The sequence below is a fragment of the Streptomyces sp. NPDC127106 genome, from assembly GCF_042677605.1.
In the GTDB taxonomy this organism is placed as follows: domain Bacteria; phylum Actinomycetota; class Actinomycetes; order Streptomycetales; family Streptomycetaceae; genus Streptomyces.
The window spans coordinates 133668-153239 of sequence record NZ_JBHXTC010000011.1 but is presented as its reverse complement, the minus strand read 5'-3'; the positions used below and the strand labels follow the sequence as shown (position 1 = coordinate 153239).

3 protein-coding genes are annotated in these 19572 nt (G+C 77.0%); all 3 read right to left on the bottom strand.

Annotated features, from left to right (window positions below; genetic code table 11):
* The coding region (locus tag ACFVGY_RS13545) for a beta-ketoacyl synthase N-terminal-like domain-containing protein (RefSeq protein WP_385675662.1) at nucleotides 1-1933 on the bottom strand (1933 nt) is incomplete at its 3' end.
* Nucleotides 1930-17343, bottom strand: coding sequence for an amino acid adenylation domain-containing protein (locus tag ACFVGY_RS13540; RefSeq protein ID WP_385675659.1), 15414 nt, complete (start codon nucleotides 17341-17343; stop codon nucleotides 1930-1932). The genes ACFVGY_RS13545 and ACFVGY_RS13540, both read right to left, overlap by 4 nt.
* Nucleotides 17340-19373, bottom strand: coding sequence for a thiamine pyrophosphate-dependent enzyme (locus tag ACFVGY_RS13535; protein ID WP_385675656.1), 2034 nt, complete (start codon nucleotides 19371-19373; stop codon nucleotides 17340-17342). Before ACFVGY_RS13535 ends, ACFVGY_RS13540 begins: the two co-directional genes overlap by 4 nt.
* Nucleotides 19374-19572: the final 199 nt, after the last annotated feature.

The window sequence follows — 19572 nt, the reverse complement described above, 5'->3', positions numbered from 1 at the left end:
TGGCCACGGCGGGGGGGCCGGGCCGGCGCGCGGCCCCCGGCGCGGGGGCGCGGCGGCGGTCACGGCGTGGTGCGCGGGGGGGGGGGGGCCCACCCCCCGCCCCCCCGCCGACCAGGTGGTCGGCGGCGAGGGGGTCGGAGGGGCGCACCCTCCGGACCGGGAGCGCCGCGGAGTCCGCGGCGCCGGCGGCCTCGGGCGACCGGCCGTCCGGTACGGAAGCGGGGACGTCCGGGACGTCGGGGCGGGGCCACCGGCGGCGGGCGAACGGGTAGCCGGGCAGCCGGACCCGTCGGCCGGAAGGGCCCTGCGCTTCGGGCAGCTCGCCGGTGCCGTCGACCCACGCCAGGTAGGGGCCGGTCGGCGCGGCGGCGGAAGCGGAGCCCTCCCGGGCGAGCTGTCGCAGCTGCTCCGCCAGTTCGGCGGTGGTGCGCGCGGTCAGCACGACCCGGACGGCGCGGTGGCTGCGGCCGGTGCGCAGGGTGTGCGCGACGTCGGCCAGTTCCGGCGCGGCGGGGCCGTTCAGGGCGTCCGCCAGGGAGGCGGCGAGCTGCCGCAGGGCCTCCTCGGTACGGGCGGACACCGGCACCCGGTGCGCGTCCCGGCCGGCCCCGGCGGGCCGGGTCGGCAGGTCGGGTGCCTGCTCCAGCACCACGTGGGCGTTGGTGCCGCCGATGCCGAAGGAGCTCACCGCGGCCCGGCGCGGGCCGTCCGGCAGGGGCCAGCCGTCGCCGCCGGCGGCGATCCGCAGGCCTCCGGTCCCGGCGAGCCGGCGGTTGGGCGTCTCGAACGGGGCCTGCGGCGGCACGACGGCGTGCTCCAGCGCGAGGATCGCCTTGGCCAGCCCGGCGAGTCCGGCCGCGGTGTTGAGGTGGCCGACGACGCTCTTGACCGAGCCGACGGCGGCCGGGTGCGGGCGGTCGCCGCCGTAGACGCGGTCGAGGGCCGCGTACTCGATCGGGTCGCCCAGGTGCGTGCCGGTGCCGTGGGTCTCCAGGTAGCCGACGGTGTGCGCGTCGATCCCGGCGACGGCCAGCGCCTCGCGCAGGACCGCCTCCTGTCCCTGGGGTGACGGGGCGTGGTAGTCCATCTTGCGGGCGCCGTCGTTGTTGACGGCGCTGCCGCGGATCACCGCGCGGATCGGGTCGCCGTCGCGGACCGCGTCGGCGAGGCGGCGCAGGACGAGCGCGCCGGCGCCGTTGCCGAAGACGGTGCCGTCGGCGCCGTCGTCGAACGGCCGGCACTCGCCGGTGGGCGAGAGGATCATGTCGGGCGCGGCGAGGTAGCCCGCCTGCGGGAAGTGCAGCGAGGCGGCGCCGACGACGGCCAGGTCGCACTCCTCGCCGAGCAGGCTCTCCACCGCGAGGTGGACGGCCACCAGGCCGCTGGAGCAGGCGGACTGCACGGTCAGGCTCGGACCGGTGAGGCCGAGCTTGTAGGAGATCCGGCTGGCGGCGAAGTCCTTGTCGGAGGAGGAGAAGCGGATCATGCCGGCCGCGTCCAGCTCGGTGATGCCGACCTGCGGCATCGTGCTCTGGCCGACCGAGACGTACGCGGCGGTGCGCAGCTCCGTGCGGTCCGGTGCGAAGCCGGCGTCCTCCAGGGCGTGCCAGGCCGTCTCCAGCAGGACCCGCTGCTGCGGGTCCAGCCATTCGGCGTGCACCGGGCTGTAGCCGAAGAACTCGTTGTCGAAGGCGTCTGCGTCTTCCAGGACGACGCCGGCCGGGACGAAGCCGGGGCGCCGGACCAGCTCCGGCCGGTGGCCCAGCCGGACGAGTTCCTCGGGCGAGTAGCGGCGTATCCCGCTGCGGCCCTGCTCCAACAGCTCCCAGAGCCGGTCCGCCGAGGTGGCGGGGCCGAAGCGGCAGGACAGGCCGACGACGGCCACCGCGTTCGGGTCGTCGACCGCGTCGGACGGGTGGTGGTCGTGGTTCATCGGTGGTCGTCTCCGAGTCGAAGGGCGCGCCGCGCCTCGCGGCGGGACGGACGGGCGGGGGCGGGCAGCGGGGACCGGTCTGCGGGTGCGGCCGGGACGGTGGCGGTGGCGGTGGCGGGTGCGGCCGGGACGAGCCGTTGGGTGAGCAGGGCCACCTGGTCGTCAAGGGCGGGGCGGGCGAAGAGGTCGGCGACCTCCAGACCGGAGCCGGGGAAGCGGTCCTCGAGTCGGGCGAACAGCCGGCCCAGCAGCAGCGAGTTGCCTCCGAGGTCGAAGAACCGCCGGTCGCCGGGGACGTGGTCGAGTTCGAGGAGCTCGGCCCAGAAGGAGGTGACGCTCCGCCGGATCTCGGCCGGGTCGGCCGGCGCCGCCGCGTGGACAGCGGGCGCCACCGGGGCGGGAACCGCGACCCGGTCCGGCCCGCTGGTGGTCTCCCGCTCCGCGGCGGGCCGGGCCAGCAGCGCGGCGGCCTTGCGGTCTACCTTGCCGTTGGGGGTGAGCGCCAGCTCCGGGGTGGTGACCAGCCGGTCCGGCAGCATCCAGGCCGGGAGGCTGGCCGCCGCGAAGGCGCGGAGCTCGTCGAGGCCGGGTGCGGCGGCGCCGCGCGCCGGGACGGCGACGGCCACGAGCCGGACCAGCGCCCCCTCGCCGCGGAGCACCACCACGGCCCGGGCCAGGCCCGGATGGGCGCCGAGGACGGCCTCGATCTCGCCCAGCTCGACGCGGTGCCCGCGGATCTTCACCTGGCTGTCGGCCCGGCCGAGGAAGATCAGCCGGCCCTGCTCGTCGCGCCGCACCAGGTCGCCGGTCCGGAAGTAGCGTCCGCCGCCCTCGGGCCGGGCCGGGTGGGCGGTGAACCGTTCGGCCGTCAGGTCCGGCCTGCGCCAGTAGCCCTGGGCGACGCCGGGGCCGCCGATCCACAGCTCGCCGGGCTCGCCAGGGGCGGGCGCGGCGGTGCCGTCGACCTCGGTGACGAGCAGGTCGGTGGCGCCGATCGGATCGCCGAGGTGCACGGTCGCGCCGTCCACGCGGCCGATCGTCGACCAGATGGTGGCCTCGGTGGGCCCGTAGACGTTCCACAGGCTGCCGGTGCGGGAGACCAGCGCGGTGGCCAGGTTCGGCGGCAGCGCCTCGCCGCCGCACAGCGCGGTCAGCCCTTCGCGGCCCCGCCAGCCGCCGTCGAGCAGCAGCTGCCAGCCGGCCGGGGTGGCCTGGAGGACGGTGACGTCCCGGCTCTCGATCAGGCCGGCCAACCGCCCGGCGTCGATGACGTCGGTGCGCCGGGCCACCACCACGGTACCGCCGGTCAGCAGCGGCATGAACAGCTCCAGGACGGAGATGTCGAAGCACACCGTCGTGACGGCGAGCAGCCGGTCCCGGGGGCCGGTTCCGGTGGTGGCCGCGATGGCCTCCAGGGTGTGGACGACGTTCCCGTGGGTGACGCCGACTCCCTTGGGCCGGCCCGTGCTGCCCGAGGTGAACATCAGGTAGGCCAGGTCGCCGGGGAGGGGCGCGGTGCCCCGCCCGGAGCCCGGCTCCGGCGCGGCGGCCGGGTCGAGGGCCTCGGCTGCGGGCAGTACCCGCAGGGTGGAGGGCAGCAGCGCGGCCAGGTCGGGGTCGGCGACGGCGAGCCGGCACTCCGCGCCCTCGACCACCATCCGCAGGCGGTCGGCGGGGTAGGAGTCGTCGAGCGGGACGTAGGGCCGGCCGCTCTTGAGGATGCCGAGGAGGACGGCCGCGAGCCGGGCCGAGCGGTGCATCAGCACCGCGACGGGCTCACCGGGCCGGACGGCCCGCGACACCTGCCGGGCGACGGCGTCGGAGAGCTCGTCCAGCCGGGCGTAGCTGAGCGTCTCGTCCCGGTCCTCGACCGCGGCGCGCTGCGGGGAGCGGCGGACCGTGTCGGCGAACCGGCTGACCAGGGTGCCCCCGGCGGGGTCGAGCAGCCGGCCGGTCCGGCCGCCGTCCAGCTCCCGGGACAGCTCGACCACCATGCGCCGCAGGTCCTCGACGAGGCCGTCGACGGCCGGGCCGTCGAGGGCCCCCGTGCGGTGGTTGGCGAGCACCTCCACCCCGTCGGGGCCGTCGGTGACCTCCAGTCCGAGGTCGAAGTGGCCGCGCTGGCCGCGCCGGTGGACGGACGGGCCGAGTTCCGTGACTCCGCCCGGGGCGGAGCCGGCGGTCTCGCGCCGCCAGTTCTGGTAGGCGAAGGTCACCGTGGGGACGGCGTGCTCCCCGCCGGCCCGGCAGAGCTCGGCGAGCCGCGGGTAGGGCAGTGCGGCGTGGCCGATCGCGCCGCGGATCTCGTCGTGGAGCGCGGCCAGCCAGTCGGCGACCGGACGTGCCGGATCGAGGTCGATGCGCAGCGGCACGGAGTTGACGAAGCAGCCGACCGCGTCGTCCTCGGCCGCCGAGGCCCGGCCGTAGGCGGGCACCGCGAGCAGGAACGAGCGGCGGCCGGTCAGCCGGCCGAGGGAGGCCGCGAAGGCGGCCAGCAGCACGGTGAACGGGGTCACACCGGCGGTGCGGGCGGTACCGGACAGCAGGGCCGACAGGTCGGCGCCCAGTCCGTACGCGCGCTGCGCGGCGGCGGCGTCGGTGCCCGTGTCCGGGAAGAGCGGCTCGGCCGTCGGCCGGGCCAGCCGCGCGGCCCAGAAGGACTCGTCCGCGGCGCGGGTCCGGGCGGCGTCCGCGCGCTCGCGGCGCAGGACGTCGGCGAAGGAGGGCGCCTGGGCGAGGGCCGTGCCCCCGCCGGTCCGGGCCGCGTAGAGGGCGGCGAGGTCCCGGCCGATCAGCTCGGCCGACCGGCCGTCGGCGGCGAGGTGGTGCGTGGTCAGCTGGACGACGGTGTCGGTGCCGTCCTGCCAGAGCACGGCCCGCAGCAGCGGCTCGGTCGTGAGCGCGAAGCGGCGGTCGGCCTCCTGCCGTACGGCGGCGGCGAGGTCCAGGCCGCCCTCGGGCGAGCGGTCCACCAGGGCGGGCGCCGCCTGCGCCGGGACGAACGACGGCTCGCCGCGGTGCGGGCGGACGCAGCAGCCGAGCACCGGGTGACGGCGCACCAGGTCGTCCACCGCACCGGCGAGTGCGGCGCGGTCGACGTCGGCCAACTGCCAGGACAGCGAGATGTTGTACGGCGCCAGCGGAGCCGCCGCCTGGTCGGAGGTCCACATCCCGATCAGGCGGTCGGGCAGCGGCACGGCCGCGGTGCTTGCGGCGGCGTCCGCGGGGACGGCCCCGGCGGCCGGGGCCGGGTCGGTGGCGGGGGCGGTCCCGGTGGCCGCGGCGGCCGTGCGGGCCTCGGGGGATTGGGTGACGGCGGGCGCGGTCTGCGCGGCGGCCGCCGCGGTGAGCTGGGCTCCGTGGTCGCGCAGCAGACGGTCGGTCAGCTCGCCCAGGGTGGGGCTGTCGAGGAGCACGGCGACCGGCAGCCGGCCGAGGTCGTCCTCCAGCTGCCTGCTGAGGCGCATCACCGCGATGGAGTCGACGCCGTAGTCCAGCAGGGGGCGGTCGGCGGCGATCATCGCCGCCGGGACGCCGATCGCCCGGCTGATCTGCTCGGCCAACCAGCGCAGCGCGGCGGCGCGGCCGTCCGCGGCAGCGGCGGCACCGGCGGGCGGGAGCGGGGCGGCCGGCGCCGGGTCCGCGGCGGCAGCGGCCGGGACCGGGACCGGGGCCGGGGCCCCGGGCGTGTCCGCGGTGCCGTCGGCGACGACCCCCAGCGCCCGGGACCACACCTCCTGGTCGCCGGCGACCAGGGCCGCGTGCGCCTGCTCGGGTCCGGTGGCCCGGTCGAGGAGCGGCCACAGCCGGCGTACGGCCTCGCGCACCGGCAGCGGGCGCAGCCCGTAGGTGTCGGACAGGTAGCCCAGGGCGGCGGGCTCGGGCGCCATACCGGCGCCCTCCAGCACCGGCCAGCCCACGGAGAGGCTGCGCCCGGATCGGAGGCCCTGTTCCGTCCAGCGGGCCCGGGCGGCCGCGAAGCCGTCCAGGAAGCCGTTGGCGAAGGCGTAGTCGGACTGCCCCTGGTTGCCGACCAGGGCGGCCAGCGAAGAGGCGACGACGAAGAAGTCCAGCGGGTGGTCGCGGAACGCCGCGTCCACCGCGAGCGCGGCGAGCACCTTGGCCTGGCAGACCTCCTCGATCGCCTCGGTGGTCTTGCCCCGCAGGAAGCCGTCCCGCAGGACGCCCGCGGTGTGCACGATGCCGTGCAGCTGGGTGCCGGTCCGCCGCAACTCCGCTACGAGTGCGGCGAGTTGGGCGGCGTCGGTGACGTCGCACCGGTGGTAGTCCACCGGTCCGGCGCCGGCCGGCCCGCGGAGCCCGGCCAGGACGGACTCGTCCGGGGCCGAACGCCCGACCAGGACGAGCCCCGCGGTCGGCCGGGCGGCCCGGACGGCCGCGGCGATCTCGCGGCCCAGGCCGCCCTGCCCGCCGACCACCAGGTAGGTGCCGTCCGCGCGGAGCAGGCCGGCCGGGTCGGCCGTGCCGGTGTGCCGGGCGGGGGCCAGGGCGGCGCGCCGGCGGCGGTCGCCGGGTCCGATCCGCACCCAGTCCTCGCCGTCGGCCGGTTCGGCCGTGAGCTCGGCCCGGACGGCGGCGACGGCGTCCGTCAGCCCGGTGCCGGCCGGGCTGGATTCTACGGAGGCCATCCGCAGCCGCAGCCGGCCGGTCTCGCCGGCGACCGTGCGCACCAGGCTGTGCAGGGCGCGCTGGAAGGGCGACGGTCCGCTGGCGGCGTAGTCGTCGGTGACGAACAGCACCAGGACGCCGTCCAGACCGCGGGCGCACACCAGTGCCCGGAGCAGGCCGAAGACCTTCGCGATCGGGCCGGTCCTGAAGTCCGTCCAGTCGGCGGCGAGCTGCCCCGCGGACAGCGGGGCGGCGCCGAACCCGAAGCCGCGCGGGCCGCCGGTGAGGTCGACCAGGACGGTCGCGGGGGCACCGGTGCGCCCGGCGGTCTCCGCCAGGGCGGCGGCGTCACCGGCCCGGTCGAGCGGGAGGCGGGCGGCGGCCTGCGGGGCCAGGCCGTCCGCGAGGGCGCCGTCGCCCACCGTCCAGAGGGTGCCCATCGGGCGCCCGGCGGCGGGCCGGGGGGCGTCCGGCCAGCCGAGCCGGTAGGTGGCCACGGCCGGGGAGCGGTCGCCGTCCGCGGGAGCGGTGGCCGGCTCGGCGGCGGGAGCGGTGGCGGGAGCGGTGGCGGGAGCGGTGGCCGGCTCGGCAGCGTCGGCGGTGCGGGCCGGGGCGGCCGGGCCGTCGCGGTCCTCCACCCTGATCCGGAAGCCCTCGGCTTCGGCGAGCACCTCACCGGATCCGGTGTCGACCAGGCGCAGGTCGAAGACGTGCGTGCCGGACGCCTCCTCGGCGCGGACCCTGCGGGCGTGTACGTACGCCTCGCCGGTCACCGGGGCGTGCACGGCCAGCCGGTCCACGGACAGCGGCCGGTAGCGGCGGCGGGCGGCGGGGTCCTCGGAGAGCAGCAGGAAGGCCGCGGTCTGGCAGGCGCCGTCGAACAGCGCCGGGTGGAGCACCTGCCTGCCGTCACGGTCCTCGCCGTCGGGCAGCCGGAGCCGGGCCGTGGTCTCCTCGCCGTCGCGCAGCGCCCGGCGCACGGTCCGGTAGAGCGGACCGTAGGCGAAGCCGTGGTCGGCGAAGACCCGGTAGAAGTCCTCGGCGTCGACGCCTTCGGCGAGGTGCCGGGCCAGGTCGTCCGGCCGGTACCGCAGGGAGGGCCGGACCGGGTCGGCGACGGCCGGTTCGGTCCAGCCGCGGGCCGCGGTCCGCTCGCCGTCCGCGACGGTGACCGCCTCGACGGTGAAGCGGCGCGCGCCGTCGGCGCCGGGTTCGGCCAGCTCGGCGCGGACCGTCATCGGGAGCCCGGCGGCCGGCGCCGGCCACATCAGGTCGCGGACGACCTGGTGGTAGGGGGACTCGCCGGCGGTCAGGAGCGCCTCGTGGACCAGTTCGGGGTGGAAGGCGCCGGGCAGCAGCGCGGTGCCGTCGACCACGTGGTCGGCCACCCAGCGGGACGCGCCGCCGAGGCGGGCCGTCACCGTCCGGGCCGCGGGGATCCGTACGGCGCCGGCCAGCGGCAGGTCGACCGGGTCGCCCAGCCGCCGGTCGTGTCCCTCGGGCGCGGGCAGGGTGCAGCGTCGGCGGGCGAACGGAGTGGTGGGCAGTGCCACGCGGCGGCCCGGCAGGTCCTGCCCGGGCAGCCGGCCGTCGACGACCCAGGCCCGGGCGGCGGGCTCGGCGGTGTCGGCGGTGTCGGCGGTGGCCACGTCCGGGTGGGGGCGGCCCTCGGCGAGGGCGGTGAGCGCCTCGCGCAGCCGCCTCGGGTCGGAGGCGGTCACCGCGGCGCGGTGCGGCCAGGTCTCGCGGCCCACCCGCAGGGTGTGCGCGAGGTCGGCCGGCGCGGCCGTCGCGGCCAGCAGCGTCTCGTTGCCGGGAGCCTGGGAGATCAGGCCGGCGAGCCGGGCGGCGAGGGTGCACAGCCGCGCGGGGTCGGGGGCCGACAGCGGGAGGACCACGGGCGTCCGGTCGGCCTCGGGCCGGACGGCCTCGGGCCGCGCGGTCTGGGGGTATTCCTCCAGCAGGACGTGGGCGTTGGTCCCGCCGGCGCCGAAGGAGCTGACGGCGGCCAGCCTCGGCAGGGGCCGGCCCTCGGCGTCGACCGGCTGCGGCCAGACCTCGGCGCGCCGCTGGATGTGCAGGGCGGTGCCGTCCAGGTCGAGCTTGGGGTTGAGCTGCTCGGCGTGCAGGGTGGGGACGAGCCGGGCGTGGCGCAGCTGGAGGACGGCCTTGGTGAGGCCGGCGATGCCCGCGGCGGCCTCGCCGTGGCCGATGTTGGACTTGACCGAGCCGATCCTCAGGCCGGCCGTGGCGGGGCGGTCGCCGTCGAAGGCGAGGGCCAGCGCCCGGAGTTCGATCGGGTCGCCGAGTTCGGTTCCGGTGCCGTGGGCTTCCAGGTAGCCGACCGCGGCGGGGTCGATCCCGGCGCCGTCGAGGGTGGCGCCGATCAGCGCGGCCTGGGCGAGCGGGTTGGGCACGGTGTATCCGCCGGTGCCGCCGCCGTGGTTGAGGCCGGTGCCGCGGATCACCGCGTAGACGGTGTCGCCGTCGGCCTCGGCCCGGTCCAGGCGCTTGAGGACGACCGCTCCGACGCCCTCGCCGGGGACGAAGCCGTCGCCGCCCGCTCCGAAGGCGCGGGTGCGGTCGCCGCGCGAGGGCATGCCGAGCGCGCAGAGGCCGGCGAACCGGTCCGGATGCAGGTAGAGGTTGACGCCGCCGGCGAGGGCGAGGTCCGCCTCGCCGTCCTGGACTGCGCGGCAGGCCAGGTGGAGGGCGGTCAGCGAGGAGGAGCACATGGTGTCGACCGTCAGGCTCGGGCCGCTGAGGTCGAACGCGTGGGAGACCCGGTTGGCGACGGAGGCCGCCGCGGTGACGGCGTACTCCGGGTTGTCGGCGCCGGACAGCCGCGCCTGGTGCTGGGCGATCAGGTGGCTGTTGGCGGTGACGCCGGCGAAGACGCCGACCTTCGGCCCGCCGGCGCTGCCGGCCAGGGTGCGGCGGCTGTAGCCGGCGGTCTCGAACGCCTCCCAGGAGACCTCCAGGAACAGCCGTTCCTGGGGGTCCATCACGGCTGCGTCGCGCGGGGTGATGCGGAACAGCTCGGGGTCGAAGCGGTCCCAGCCGTCGAGGAAGCAGCCCCAGCGGGCGTAGCCGCCGCCGAGGGTGCGGGCGGTGCGCCAGTCCCAGCGGTCGGCGGGGACCTCGGTGACCGGGGTCCGGCCCTGGGACAGCAACTGCCAGAAGGCGTCGAGGTCCTCGGCGCCCGGGTAGCGGCCGGCCAGGCCGACGATGGCGACCGGTGCACGGTGCCCGCTGGTCGGGGTCGGCGCCACGCGGCGGGCCGGGCGGACGTCGGAGCCACTGCGGGCCGCGGCGGGCAGGCCGACAGCGGTGGCCGCGCCGAGGCTCGGGACGGCCGGCGTGGTCGGGACGGCCGGCGTGGTCGGGACGGCGAGGGGCGCCGACGGCGTGGCGGTCGCCCGGACGGTGTGCGGGCGGGCCTGGGGTGCGGAGGCCGCCAGCCATCCGGCCAGGGAGCGCAGCGAGGGGTGCTCGAACAGCACGGTGGAGGGGATCGCCCGGTCGGGGAAGCGCTGGCGCAGGGTGGTGGTGAATTCACCGTTGAGCAGCGAGTCCACGCCGATGCCGGGGAAGTCGGTGTCCTGGTCGATGTGCGCGGGGTCCTGACCGGTCAGGTCGGCGGCCATCGCGGTCAGGTCGGCGAGCAGGTCCGCCGTGCTCACGCCGTCGCCGTCGGCGGCCCGGGCCCCGTACGCGGCCGGAGCGGTGGCGCCGGCCGGCCGGGCCCGTCCGTCGAGCGCCCGGGCCAGGTCGTCGAGCGTCCGGTGTTCGAACAGCGTGGTGGTGGAGATCTCGCCGAACGCCTCGGACACGGCGGCGACGAGTTCCAGGTTGAGCAGCGAGTCGATGCCCAGCTCCTGCCACGGCCGGTCGCCGGGGACGGCGGCCCGCGGGTCGCCCAGCAGCTCCCGGACGATCTCCCGGAGCCGGTCGCGGGTGTCGTCCGGGTCGTCGGCGGGCGGGGCCCAGGCCGCCGCGGCTGCCGGCTCGTCCTCGGTGGGGGCGGACGGGGCGCGGCAGTCCAGCAGCGCCACACAGCCGGGCACGTCGCGCAGGTGCCCGATCCCGGCCAGCGTCCACCCGCCGGCCTCCAGCAGGGCCCGCCAACGGCTGCCGTCCAGCAGCGGCCCGTGCGGCAGGCGGTACTGGGTGTCGACGTACCGCCACCAGCCGTCCGTCAGGCCGAAGGTGAGGGTGTAGACGGCGGCCGGGACGGTGATCTCGACGAGCAGCAGCCGTCCGCCCGGGGCCAGCAGCTCGGACACGTGGCGCAGCACGCGGGTCAGGTCGCGGGTGGCGTGCAGCACGTTGCTGGCGACGACGAGGTCGTAATGGCCGGTGGGGAAGTCCTGTGCGGCGGGGCTCTTCTCGATGTCGAGCAGCTGCGGGGTGACCCGCTCGCCGAACCGGCGCCGGGCGTGCTGGAGGAACGCGCGGGACACGTCGGTGTAGGCGTACTCGGCGTCGGTGACGCCGAGGGCGTCCATCGCGGCCAGCGCGGAGGCGGTGGTGCCGCCCACGCCCGCGCCGATCTCCAGGATGCGGGGGCGCCGGCCCTCGCGGGCGATCCGGGCCGCGTCGGCGGCGAGCTCGCGGGCGGCGGCCGCGTTGACCGGGTCGAAGAGCCGGTTGCCGCTGTAGATGGCGGACACGGCGCCGAGGTCGCCGCGCGGGAAGAGCACGGCGGTGGCGGGCTGCTCGCCCCGCAGCACCGGGCCGTACGCGGCGAGGGCGCGGTCCAGCAGCTCGACGTGGCCGAGGAGGTCGGCGTGGCCGGCCAGCAGATCGGCACGGTCGGCGGCGAGTTGCGCGGCCGACGGGGCGGGGGTGCCCCCGCTCTCCAGCAGGTCCAGGACGGCGGCGAGCAGGCGGTGGTGCTCGGGGACGACGCCCAGCAGGTCGGCTGCGGCGGTGACGCCCGCCCGGGCGGTGCCGTGGTCCAGGCCGAGGTCGGCCATGGTCCGGGCCAGGGCGCCGCGTGCGTAGCGCTCCAGCAGGTGTGCCGGGTCGGCGGCGGCCGGACGGGTCAGGGCCCGCAGCGGCTCCGGATCGCCACTGACGGCGACGGTCTGCGGATCGGTGCCGGACATGCCCGCTTCCAAGGCGGCCACCCCTCTCTCTGGTTCGAAGTCGGTCAATCCCGGGTACTGGCGGCGGACGTGTGCCGTGTACTGGCGTGCGAGGCCGGTGCCGCGCCACAGGCCCCAGTCGAAGGTGCGGACCACCAGCCCTCCGTCGCCGTCGACGGCTGCTGCGTAGTGGTCGAGGAAGGCGTTGGCCGCCGCGTAGTTGAGGCCGCCGACACTGCCGAACAGCCCGGCGACGGAGGAGAACAGGACGAGGGCGGTGTCCGGCCGGCCCACCAGGGCCCGGCGCAGCGTCAGGACCGCCGTGACCTTGGTGTCGAGCACGTGGTCGATGTCGTCGGCGGTGAGCCCGGTCAGCAGGCCGTCGCTCACCGAGCCGACGCTGTGCAGCAGGCCGTCGGGCTCGCCGAAGGCGGCGCGGCAGCGGGCGAGTACGGCGGCCACGTCGTCGGCGTCGGTGACGTCGCCGCGGTGGTAGTGGGCCTGCCCGCCGGCTGCCCGCAGGTCGTCCAGCAGGTTCCGGACGTCGTCGCCCTCGGCCGAGCGGCCGACCAGCAGCAGCGAGGCGCGGTAGCGGGCGGCGAGGTGGCGGGCGACCTCGCCGCCGATCCCGCCGGCGCCTCCGAACACCACGTACACCCCGCCCGGGCGGAAGCCCCGGGCGTCGGCGGGCAGCGGCCGCTCGGCGAGCACCTGGCGCAGGCGGCGGGGGCCCCGCAGCGCGACCAGGGGGACGGCCCGGCCGCAGGGCTCGGCCAGGGCGGCGGTCAGCAGGTCGCCGGCGTCGCCGTCGAGCGCGTCGGCGGGCAGGTCGACGGCGGCGGCGGTGACGGCGGGCACCTCCAGGGGCAGGGTGCGCAGCGCTCCGAGGAGCGCGCCCTGGAGGGAGGCGCCGGCGGCCGGGGACTCGCCGTCGGGGGCTCCGAGGCCGGTGGTCAGCAGCCGCACCTCGGCGGGGGCGCCGCTCTCCGCGAGGACCTGGGCGGTCGTCAGCAGGGCGGTGAGCCAGTGGCGCAGTGCCGTGACGCCGGCGGTGTCCTCCGTCCACCGGCAGCCGCCGACGAGGAGGGCCACCGCGAGCGGGGATCCGGCGGCGGCGCGGACGGCCGTGCCGAGGCGGTCGCGGTCGACGCCGTCCGGGCCGACCGGGAGCAGCGTCGCGGGCCCCCCGCGCAGGCCGTCGGCGGCCCGCTCGGTGTGCCGGTCGTAGAGGACGACGGTCCGGGTCCCGGCGTCGGCCGGGCCGGTGCCCGGGGTGCCCTCCTCGGCCCAGACCGGCGACAGCAGGCGGATCGGTTCGCCGTCCGGTCCGGCCGGTGCCGGTCCGGCCGGTGCCGGTCCGGCCGGCGCCTGCACGAGGCGCAGACCGCGGACCCGCAGGACGGCCCGGCCGTCGTCGGTGACGGCGTCCAGGTCCACCAGCACGTGTCCGGGGGCGTCCTCCACGAGGTGCAGCACCAGGTTCGCGCGGTCGGGCAGTTCGCCGCTCCAGGCCACCCGGCCGATGGCGGCGGCCATCAGGGTGCGGCCGGTGGCGGTCAGCGCGCAGGCGGCCTGCAGGGCGGCGTCGAGCCAACCGACCCGGCGGGTCAGCGGGTCGCCGGCGGGCGGGGTCAGCCGGCCGATCGCCCAGTCGAGGGAGCGCACCAGGCCGGTGACGGCGTGGTAGGCGGTGCCGACGCCGATGCCGGCGCGGTGCAGCACACCGGCGAGGTCGACCGGGGTGCCGCCGGTGAGGGTGCGGTCGCCGATCGCCAGCGGCTCCGGGGTCCCGGGGTCGGCGGCGGCCCTGGCGTGGAGCTGGCCGTCGCGGGTGACGGTGACGACCGGCCGGCCGTGGCCGTCGTCCGTGCCGCGCTCCAGGCGCAGGCCGGCGTCGAACGGGACGGGGCTCAGGAAGCGGACGCCGCGCAGGGCGACCGGTCCGCCGCCCGCGAGGGCGTCGATCAGCAGGGCGCCCGGGGCGACGGCCCGGCCTGCCACGTGGTGTTCGGCCAGGGGGTGCCCGGCGGGCAGTACGAGCGCGTCCGCGGGGTCGGCGGTGGAGGCGGCGGCCGTCGGCGCGGGGCCGGAGGGGGCAGCGGTCGGCACGGACTGCGCGACGGGTGCGGGGCGGGCCGCGGGCGCGGGGCGGGCCGCGGGCTCGCCGGGCAGCCAGTACGGCTCGCGCTCGAACGGGTAGGGCACCAGCGGGATCCGGCGGGGCGGCTGCCCGCCGGTCCACAGGTCCGCCCAGTCGGCGGTGCCGCCGGAGAGCCACTCCAGCAGGCCGGTACGGGCCCGTGCGTCGGCCAGGGCGGCGAGGGCCTCCGGGTGCTGGGCGGTGGCAGTCGCCGGGTGGGTCCGTCCGGCGGCGAACGCCGTGACGGCGTCGGCCAGTTCGCCGGTGTCACGGGCGATCACGAGCATCCGCTCGGCCAGGGCGCGCCGGCCGCTCTGCAGCGACCAGGCGATCTGCCGCAGGTCGGACGGCTCCCGCCCGATCCGGTCGGCCAGGTCGCCGGCCAGCCGGGCGAGCGAGCGCACGGTGGCGGCCGACAGCGGGACGGCCAGCGGTGCACCGTTCCCGCTCGCCACGCCCGCGCCGTCGAGGGCGGGTGCTTCCTCCAGGACGGCGTGCGCGTTGCTTCCGCCGAAGCCGAAGGCGCTGACGGCGGCCCGGCGCGGGGATCCGTCGACCCGCGGCCAGGGGACCGGGCGGTCGGCGACCGTGAGCGGGGTGCCGTCGAGGTCGATGTGCGGGTTGAGCTCGGTGAAGTTCGGCGTGCCGGGGATCAGGTCGTGGCGCAGCACCTGGACGGCCTTGATCAGGCCGGCGAGGCCGGACGCGCCCTCCAGGTGCCCGATGTTCGCCTTGGCCGAGCCGACCCACAGCCGGTCCAGGGGGCCGGCGGCCCGGGTGACCGGGCCCTCGGGGCCGCCGTCCAGTACCTCCCGGAGGGCGTCGAGCTCGATGGGGTCGCCGAGCGGGGTGCCGGTGCCGTGCGCCTCCAGGAAGCCCACGTCCGTGGCGTGCAGACCGGCCCGGTCCAGGGCGGTGCGCACCAGGGCGGCCTGCGCGCGGGGGTTGGGGGCGGTCAGGGCGGCGGCGCGGCCGCCGTGGTTGACGGCGGTCGCCCGCAGGACGGCCAGGACGGGATCGCCGTCCGCGACGGCCCGGTCGAGCCGCTTGAGCACCACCCAGCCGGCGCCCTCGCCGCGGACGAACCCGTCGGCTCCGCGGTCGAACACCAGGCTGGTGCCCTGCGGGGAGAGCATGCCGGCGCGTCGGTACGCCTCGTTGTTGAAGTCGTTGCTCAGCAGGTTGGCGGCGCCAGCGAGGGCGATCTCGCACTCTCCCGAGCGGATCGCCTGCTCGGCGAGCGAGAGGGCGGTGAGCGCGCCCGAGCAGGCGGTGTCGACGGTGATGCTCGGCCCGGTGAAGTCGTAGGTGTGGGAGATCCGGTTGGCGAGGAAGGCGGGGAAGGTGCCCACGGTGGCGTACCCGTCGGCGGCGTCCCGCTCCACCAGCTGCTCGCGGTAGTCGTAGCTGCATGCGGCGGCGAACACGCCGACCGGCGTGCCGGCCAGGTCGTCCGGGTTGAGGGCCGCGTGTTCCAGCGCCTGCCAGCTCAGTTCGAGCAGCGCGCGCTGCTGCGGGTCCATCGAGGCGGCCTGGCGCGGGGTGACGGAGAAGAAGCGGGCGTCGAACAGGTCGATCCGGTCCAGCAGCCCGGCCCGCGGCGCTGCGGCCGGGTCCGCGGTCGGGGAACCGGCGAAGCGGTGCGCGGGCACCGGCTCGATCCGGCAGTCGCCCTCGGCCAGCAGGGACCAGAACGCGTCCACGTCGTCGGCGCCGGGGACGCGGCAGGCCATGCCGATGACGGCGATGTCGCCCCGGGCCTCGTCCCCGGCCCGGTCGCGGGCGTCCGCGGCGGGAGCGACCGAACCGGAATCCTGCACCCCCGTACCGTTAACGCCGTTAACGCCGTTAACGCCGCCGGCCTCCGGGACCGGCGCGGCCGGGGCCGGGACCGGCGCGGGCGCCGTCGGCGTCGCGGCGCCGGGCGCGGACGCCGGGAGCTGCTCGGCCAGGGCCCGCAGGGTCGGGTACTTCCAGATGGCGGTGGCGGGCAGCCTGGTCCCGAAGATCCGGCCCGCCTCGCGGGTCAGGCGCAGTGCCTTGGCGGAGTCGAGGCCCTGCTCGCCGAGCGGGCGGTCGGGGTCCAGCGGGTGGCCGGCCACGTCGCTGGCGAGAGCCGTGAGCCGTTCCAGCGCGCTCTGGCGGACCTCGCGGGACTGCTGGCCGGTGGACCCGGTCCGGTCGGTCGTCGCGGGCCGGGCGGGGGTCTGCGGTTCGCCGGCCTGCGCGAGCTCGGCCCGCAGGGCGTCCAGGAAGCGGGCGGCCTCCTGGCCGTTGAACACGGTGTGGTCGAAGGCCAGGACGATCCGGCGGACCGTCTTGGGCCCGCCGCCGGACGGTGCGCCGAGGAACAGCGTGGCGGCCGCGGGCGGCACCACGACGGGGACGGCGAAGGTCGCGCCCTGGTCGCCGAGGTGGGAGAGCATCAGGGTGACGCGGCCGTCGGCCTGGGACTCGCCGCCCAGGGCGCGCTCGACGGCGTCGGCGTAGCGCTCGTCGAACCGGCCGGCGTCCAGCAGGTCGGCGCCGCGCACCACGCCGATCGTCAGGTCGCCGTCGTCGCCGGCGCAGGCGATGCCCAGGTCGACGTGGTCGAAGACGCGCAGGCGGTCCTCGCCCAGGCGGCGCGACCTCAGGAACGGGAAACCGGCGGCGACGCGGGCCGCCAGGTGCGCGAAGACCTGGAAGGCGGTGGTGAAGCCCTTGCCGTCACCGGCGGCCCGGCGGGCGCGCAGCGCGCTCGTGAGGAGTTCCTCCCGGACCTCGGTGGCCACCACGGCGGGCACCACGTCACCGGCGCCGGAGCGCAGCGCCCGGTTGAGCTCCTTCTGGCGCGGGCTGACGGGCAGGTCGGTGAAGTCGGCGTCGACGTCGGTGAGCGGCGCCGCGGCAGCGGGCTCCGGAGCCTCGACCGGGGCCTCGACCGGGGCCTCGACCGGGGCCTCGACCGGGGCCTCGACCGGGGCCTGGACGGCAGCCGGCGCCTCGTTCCGGGCCTCGGGCTGCGGTTGCGGCTGCTGCTGCGTCCGGGCGGCGGCGGCCATGTCGGCGGCGTACCGTTCCAGGTCGGCCGGCATGAGGCTGCGCCCCCGGGCGGGGACCAAGGTCGCCAGCACCGCCTCGTCCAGGCCCAGCCGGCGGGCGTGGGCCCGGGTGCGGGGCGGGATGCGGACGGTGCCGGGCCTGGCCCGTCCGGGCGGTCCGGCGGGGGACGCGCCCTGGGCGGGCGCGGCGGCCGTCACGGCGCCGTCGGCGGGTGCGCTCGGCGCGGCGGTCTCGGCGGTCTCGGCGGTCTCGGTGACCGGCTCGATCTCGGCGACCGCTCCGCCGATCGGCACCCGCTGCCCCTCCTGGACCAGCCAGCCGCGCAGCCGGCCGGCCGTCGGCGACTCGATCTCGACGGACGCCTTGTCGTGCTCCATCTCGTAGAGCAGTTCGTCCTTGGCGACGAGGTCGCCGGGCTGCTTCAGCAGACGGAGGATCAGGACCTCGACGATCCCCTCCCCCAGCCGCGGGACGGTCAGCGTGGTGGTTGTCGTCTTCTCGCTCATGCCAGCACCGATCGGATGGCCGCGACCACGTCGTCCGCCGCGGGCAGCACGGCGCTCTCCAGGTCGGGGTGGAAGGGGATGTGGACGTCCCGGCGGGAGACCAGCCGGGGCGGCGCGAGCAGCGAGTAGAACTCGTCGTCGCTGCCGAGGAGGTCGGCGAGGACGGTGGCGCCGAAGCTGCTGGTGCGGTTGTCCTCCTGGACCACCACCAGGCGGCCGGTCCGCCGGACGGAGGCGGCGACCGCCTCCCGGTCGAGCGGGGTCAGCCAGCGCAGGTCGATCACTTCGGTGCCGACGCCCTCGACGGCCAGCCGGTCCGCCGCCTCGGTGGCCAGTTCGGTCCCGTTGCCCCAGGTGGCGACCGTGACGTCGGATCCGGTGCGCAGCAGCCGGGCGCCCCGGGCGGGTGCCGGTCCGGACTGCGGCGGGTGCTGGCGGCGCATCAGGTGCTTGGGCAGCAGGATCAGCGTCGGGTCGGGGGACTCGAAGGACTCCAGGAAGACCGCCTCGGTGTCCTCGGGGGTGGAGGGCACCACGACCCGCAGGCCGGGCAGGTGGGTGAACAGGCTCTCGTTGCTCTGGCTGTGCCAGATGCCGCCGCCCGGCAGGTAGCCGCCCCAGGGTGCGTAGATCACGACGGGGCAGCGCCAGGCGGAGGCGGTCCGCCAGCGCAGGGTGGTCAGCTGGGACGCGATCTGGTTCCAGGCCGGCCCGGCGAAGTCGACGAACTGGAGCTCGACCACCGGCCGCATGCCGGCGGCGGCCAGCCCGACGGCGGCTCCGACGATGGTGGCCTCGGCGAGCGGGGAGTTGGTCATCCGCGGGCCGGCGAGGGTGCCGAGGCCCTTGGTGAATCCGAAGACTCCGCCCTTGGGGTCCTCGATGTCCTCGCCGAACAGCACCAGCGACGGGTCGCGCTCCAGCCCGGTGCGCAGGGCGCGGTTCACGGCCTCGACCATGGTTCCGCCGCAGGGGCGGGTGTCGGCGGGGGCGCCCGGCCGCTCGTCGGCGGGCGCGAACAGGTGGTCCATCACCTGGCCGGGGTCGGCCGAGGGTTCTGCGGCGACGCGGTCGAATACCTCCTCGACCTCGTCGGCGAGCCGGGACCGGACCTGGTCCGCCCAGCCGGCCGTGATGGTGCCCTCGGCCTCCAGGCGGTCGGTGAAGATCGCCACCGGGTCACGCATGGCGGCCAGTTCGGCCTTCGTACGGTAGAGCCGCTGGTCGTCGGAGGAGGTGTGCGAGTCGAGCCGGTCCAGCCGGCACCACAGCACGGCCGGGCCCCGGCCGGCGCGGACGTCCGGCAGCACGGCGGCCGCGGCAGCGTGGACGGCGTCCGGGTCCGAACCGTCCACGATCCTGGTGACCGCGTCCGGCATCAGGCCGAGCCGCTGCGGCGAGAGGCCGTCGGTCGGGGTGCTGATCCCGTAGCGGTTGTCGGAGACGAGGAAGACGACCGGGAGTTTCCTTTCGACTGCGAAGGCCACCGCTTCGAAGAATTCTCCCTGCCGGGTCGAGGCGTCGCCGATGGAGCAGACGAAGACCTGCTTCTCGCCGCGCAGTACGGCCGCCCAGGCGGCGCCGGCGGCGGGCAGGCACTGGCTCCCGGTCGGGCTGGCGAGTGAGAACACGTTTCCCGGACGGTGGCTGAAGTGCGAGCTCATATTGCGTCCGGCGGAATGCGATCCGCCCTTGGCCATGAGGTCGCGGGCCTGTCCTTCGACGTCCATTCCGCGCGCCAGCATCAGGGTGCGGTCGCGGTAGTGGGGGAAGATCAGGTCCTCGGGTTCCAGCAGTTCACAGAGGGCTGCGAGGGCCTCGTGGCCGGCCGACGAGATGTGGAACCACGCCTGTCCCTGCCGCAACACGATCCCGGAACGCCGGTCGCATTCGCGGGAGAGCAGCATCTGCTCGAGAAAGGCCGCTCGCCGGTCCCGGGGAATTCCGTCCCCGGTTCCGCCGGCGCGCGACAGCACGTTCTCGGAACTCTTGTCCTTCTTCGTCTTCGCAACCGGAGCAGCGTCGGGCACAGCACGTCTCCACGGTCTTCAGGATTCCAACCCGGTTTGGGTACGAAGGAATTCTGGTGGCGCCAGGGATTCGGGACCATCGCTCGCGGTGAGGGATTTCCGGGTGGTCCCGAAGGACCATCCGAAGGACCTCCCGCCGTTCCCGGTCCGCCGGAATGGGGACCGGCTGGGGCCTGCTCCCCCGTAGGGACCAGACGCG

Coding starts and splice junctions, on each gene's coding strand:
- ACFVGY_RS13540 (WP_385675659.1), bottom strand. CDS start 17,343: ATGAGCGAGAAGACGACAACCACCACGCTGACCGTCCCGCGGCTGGGG.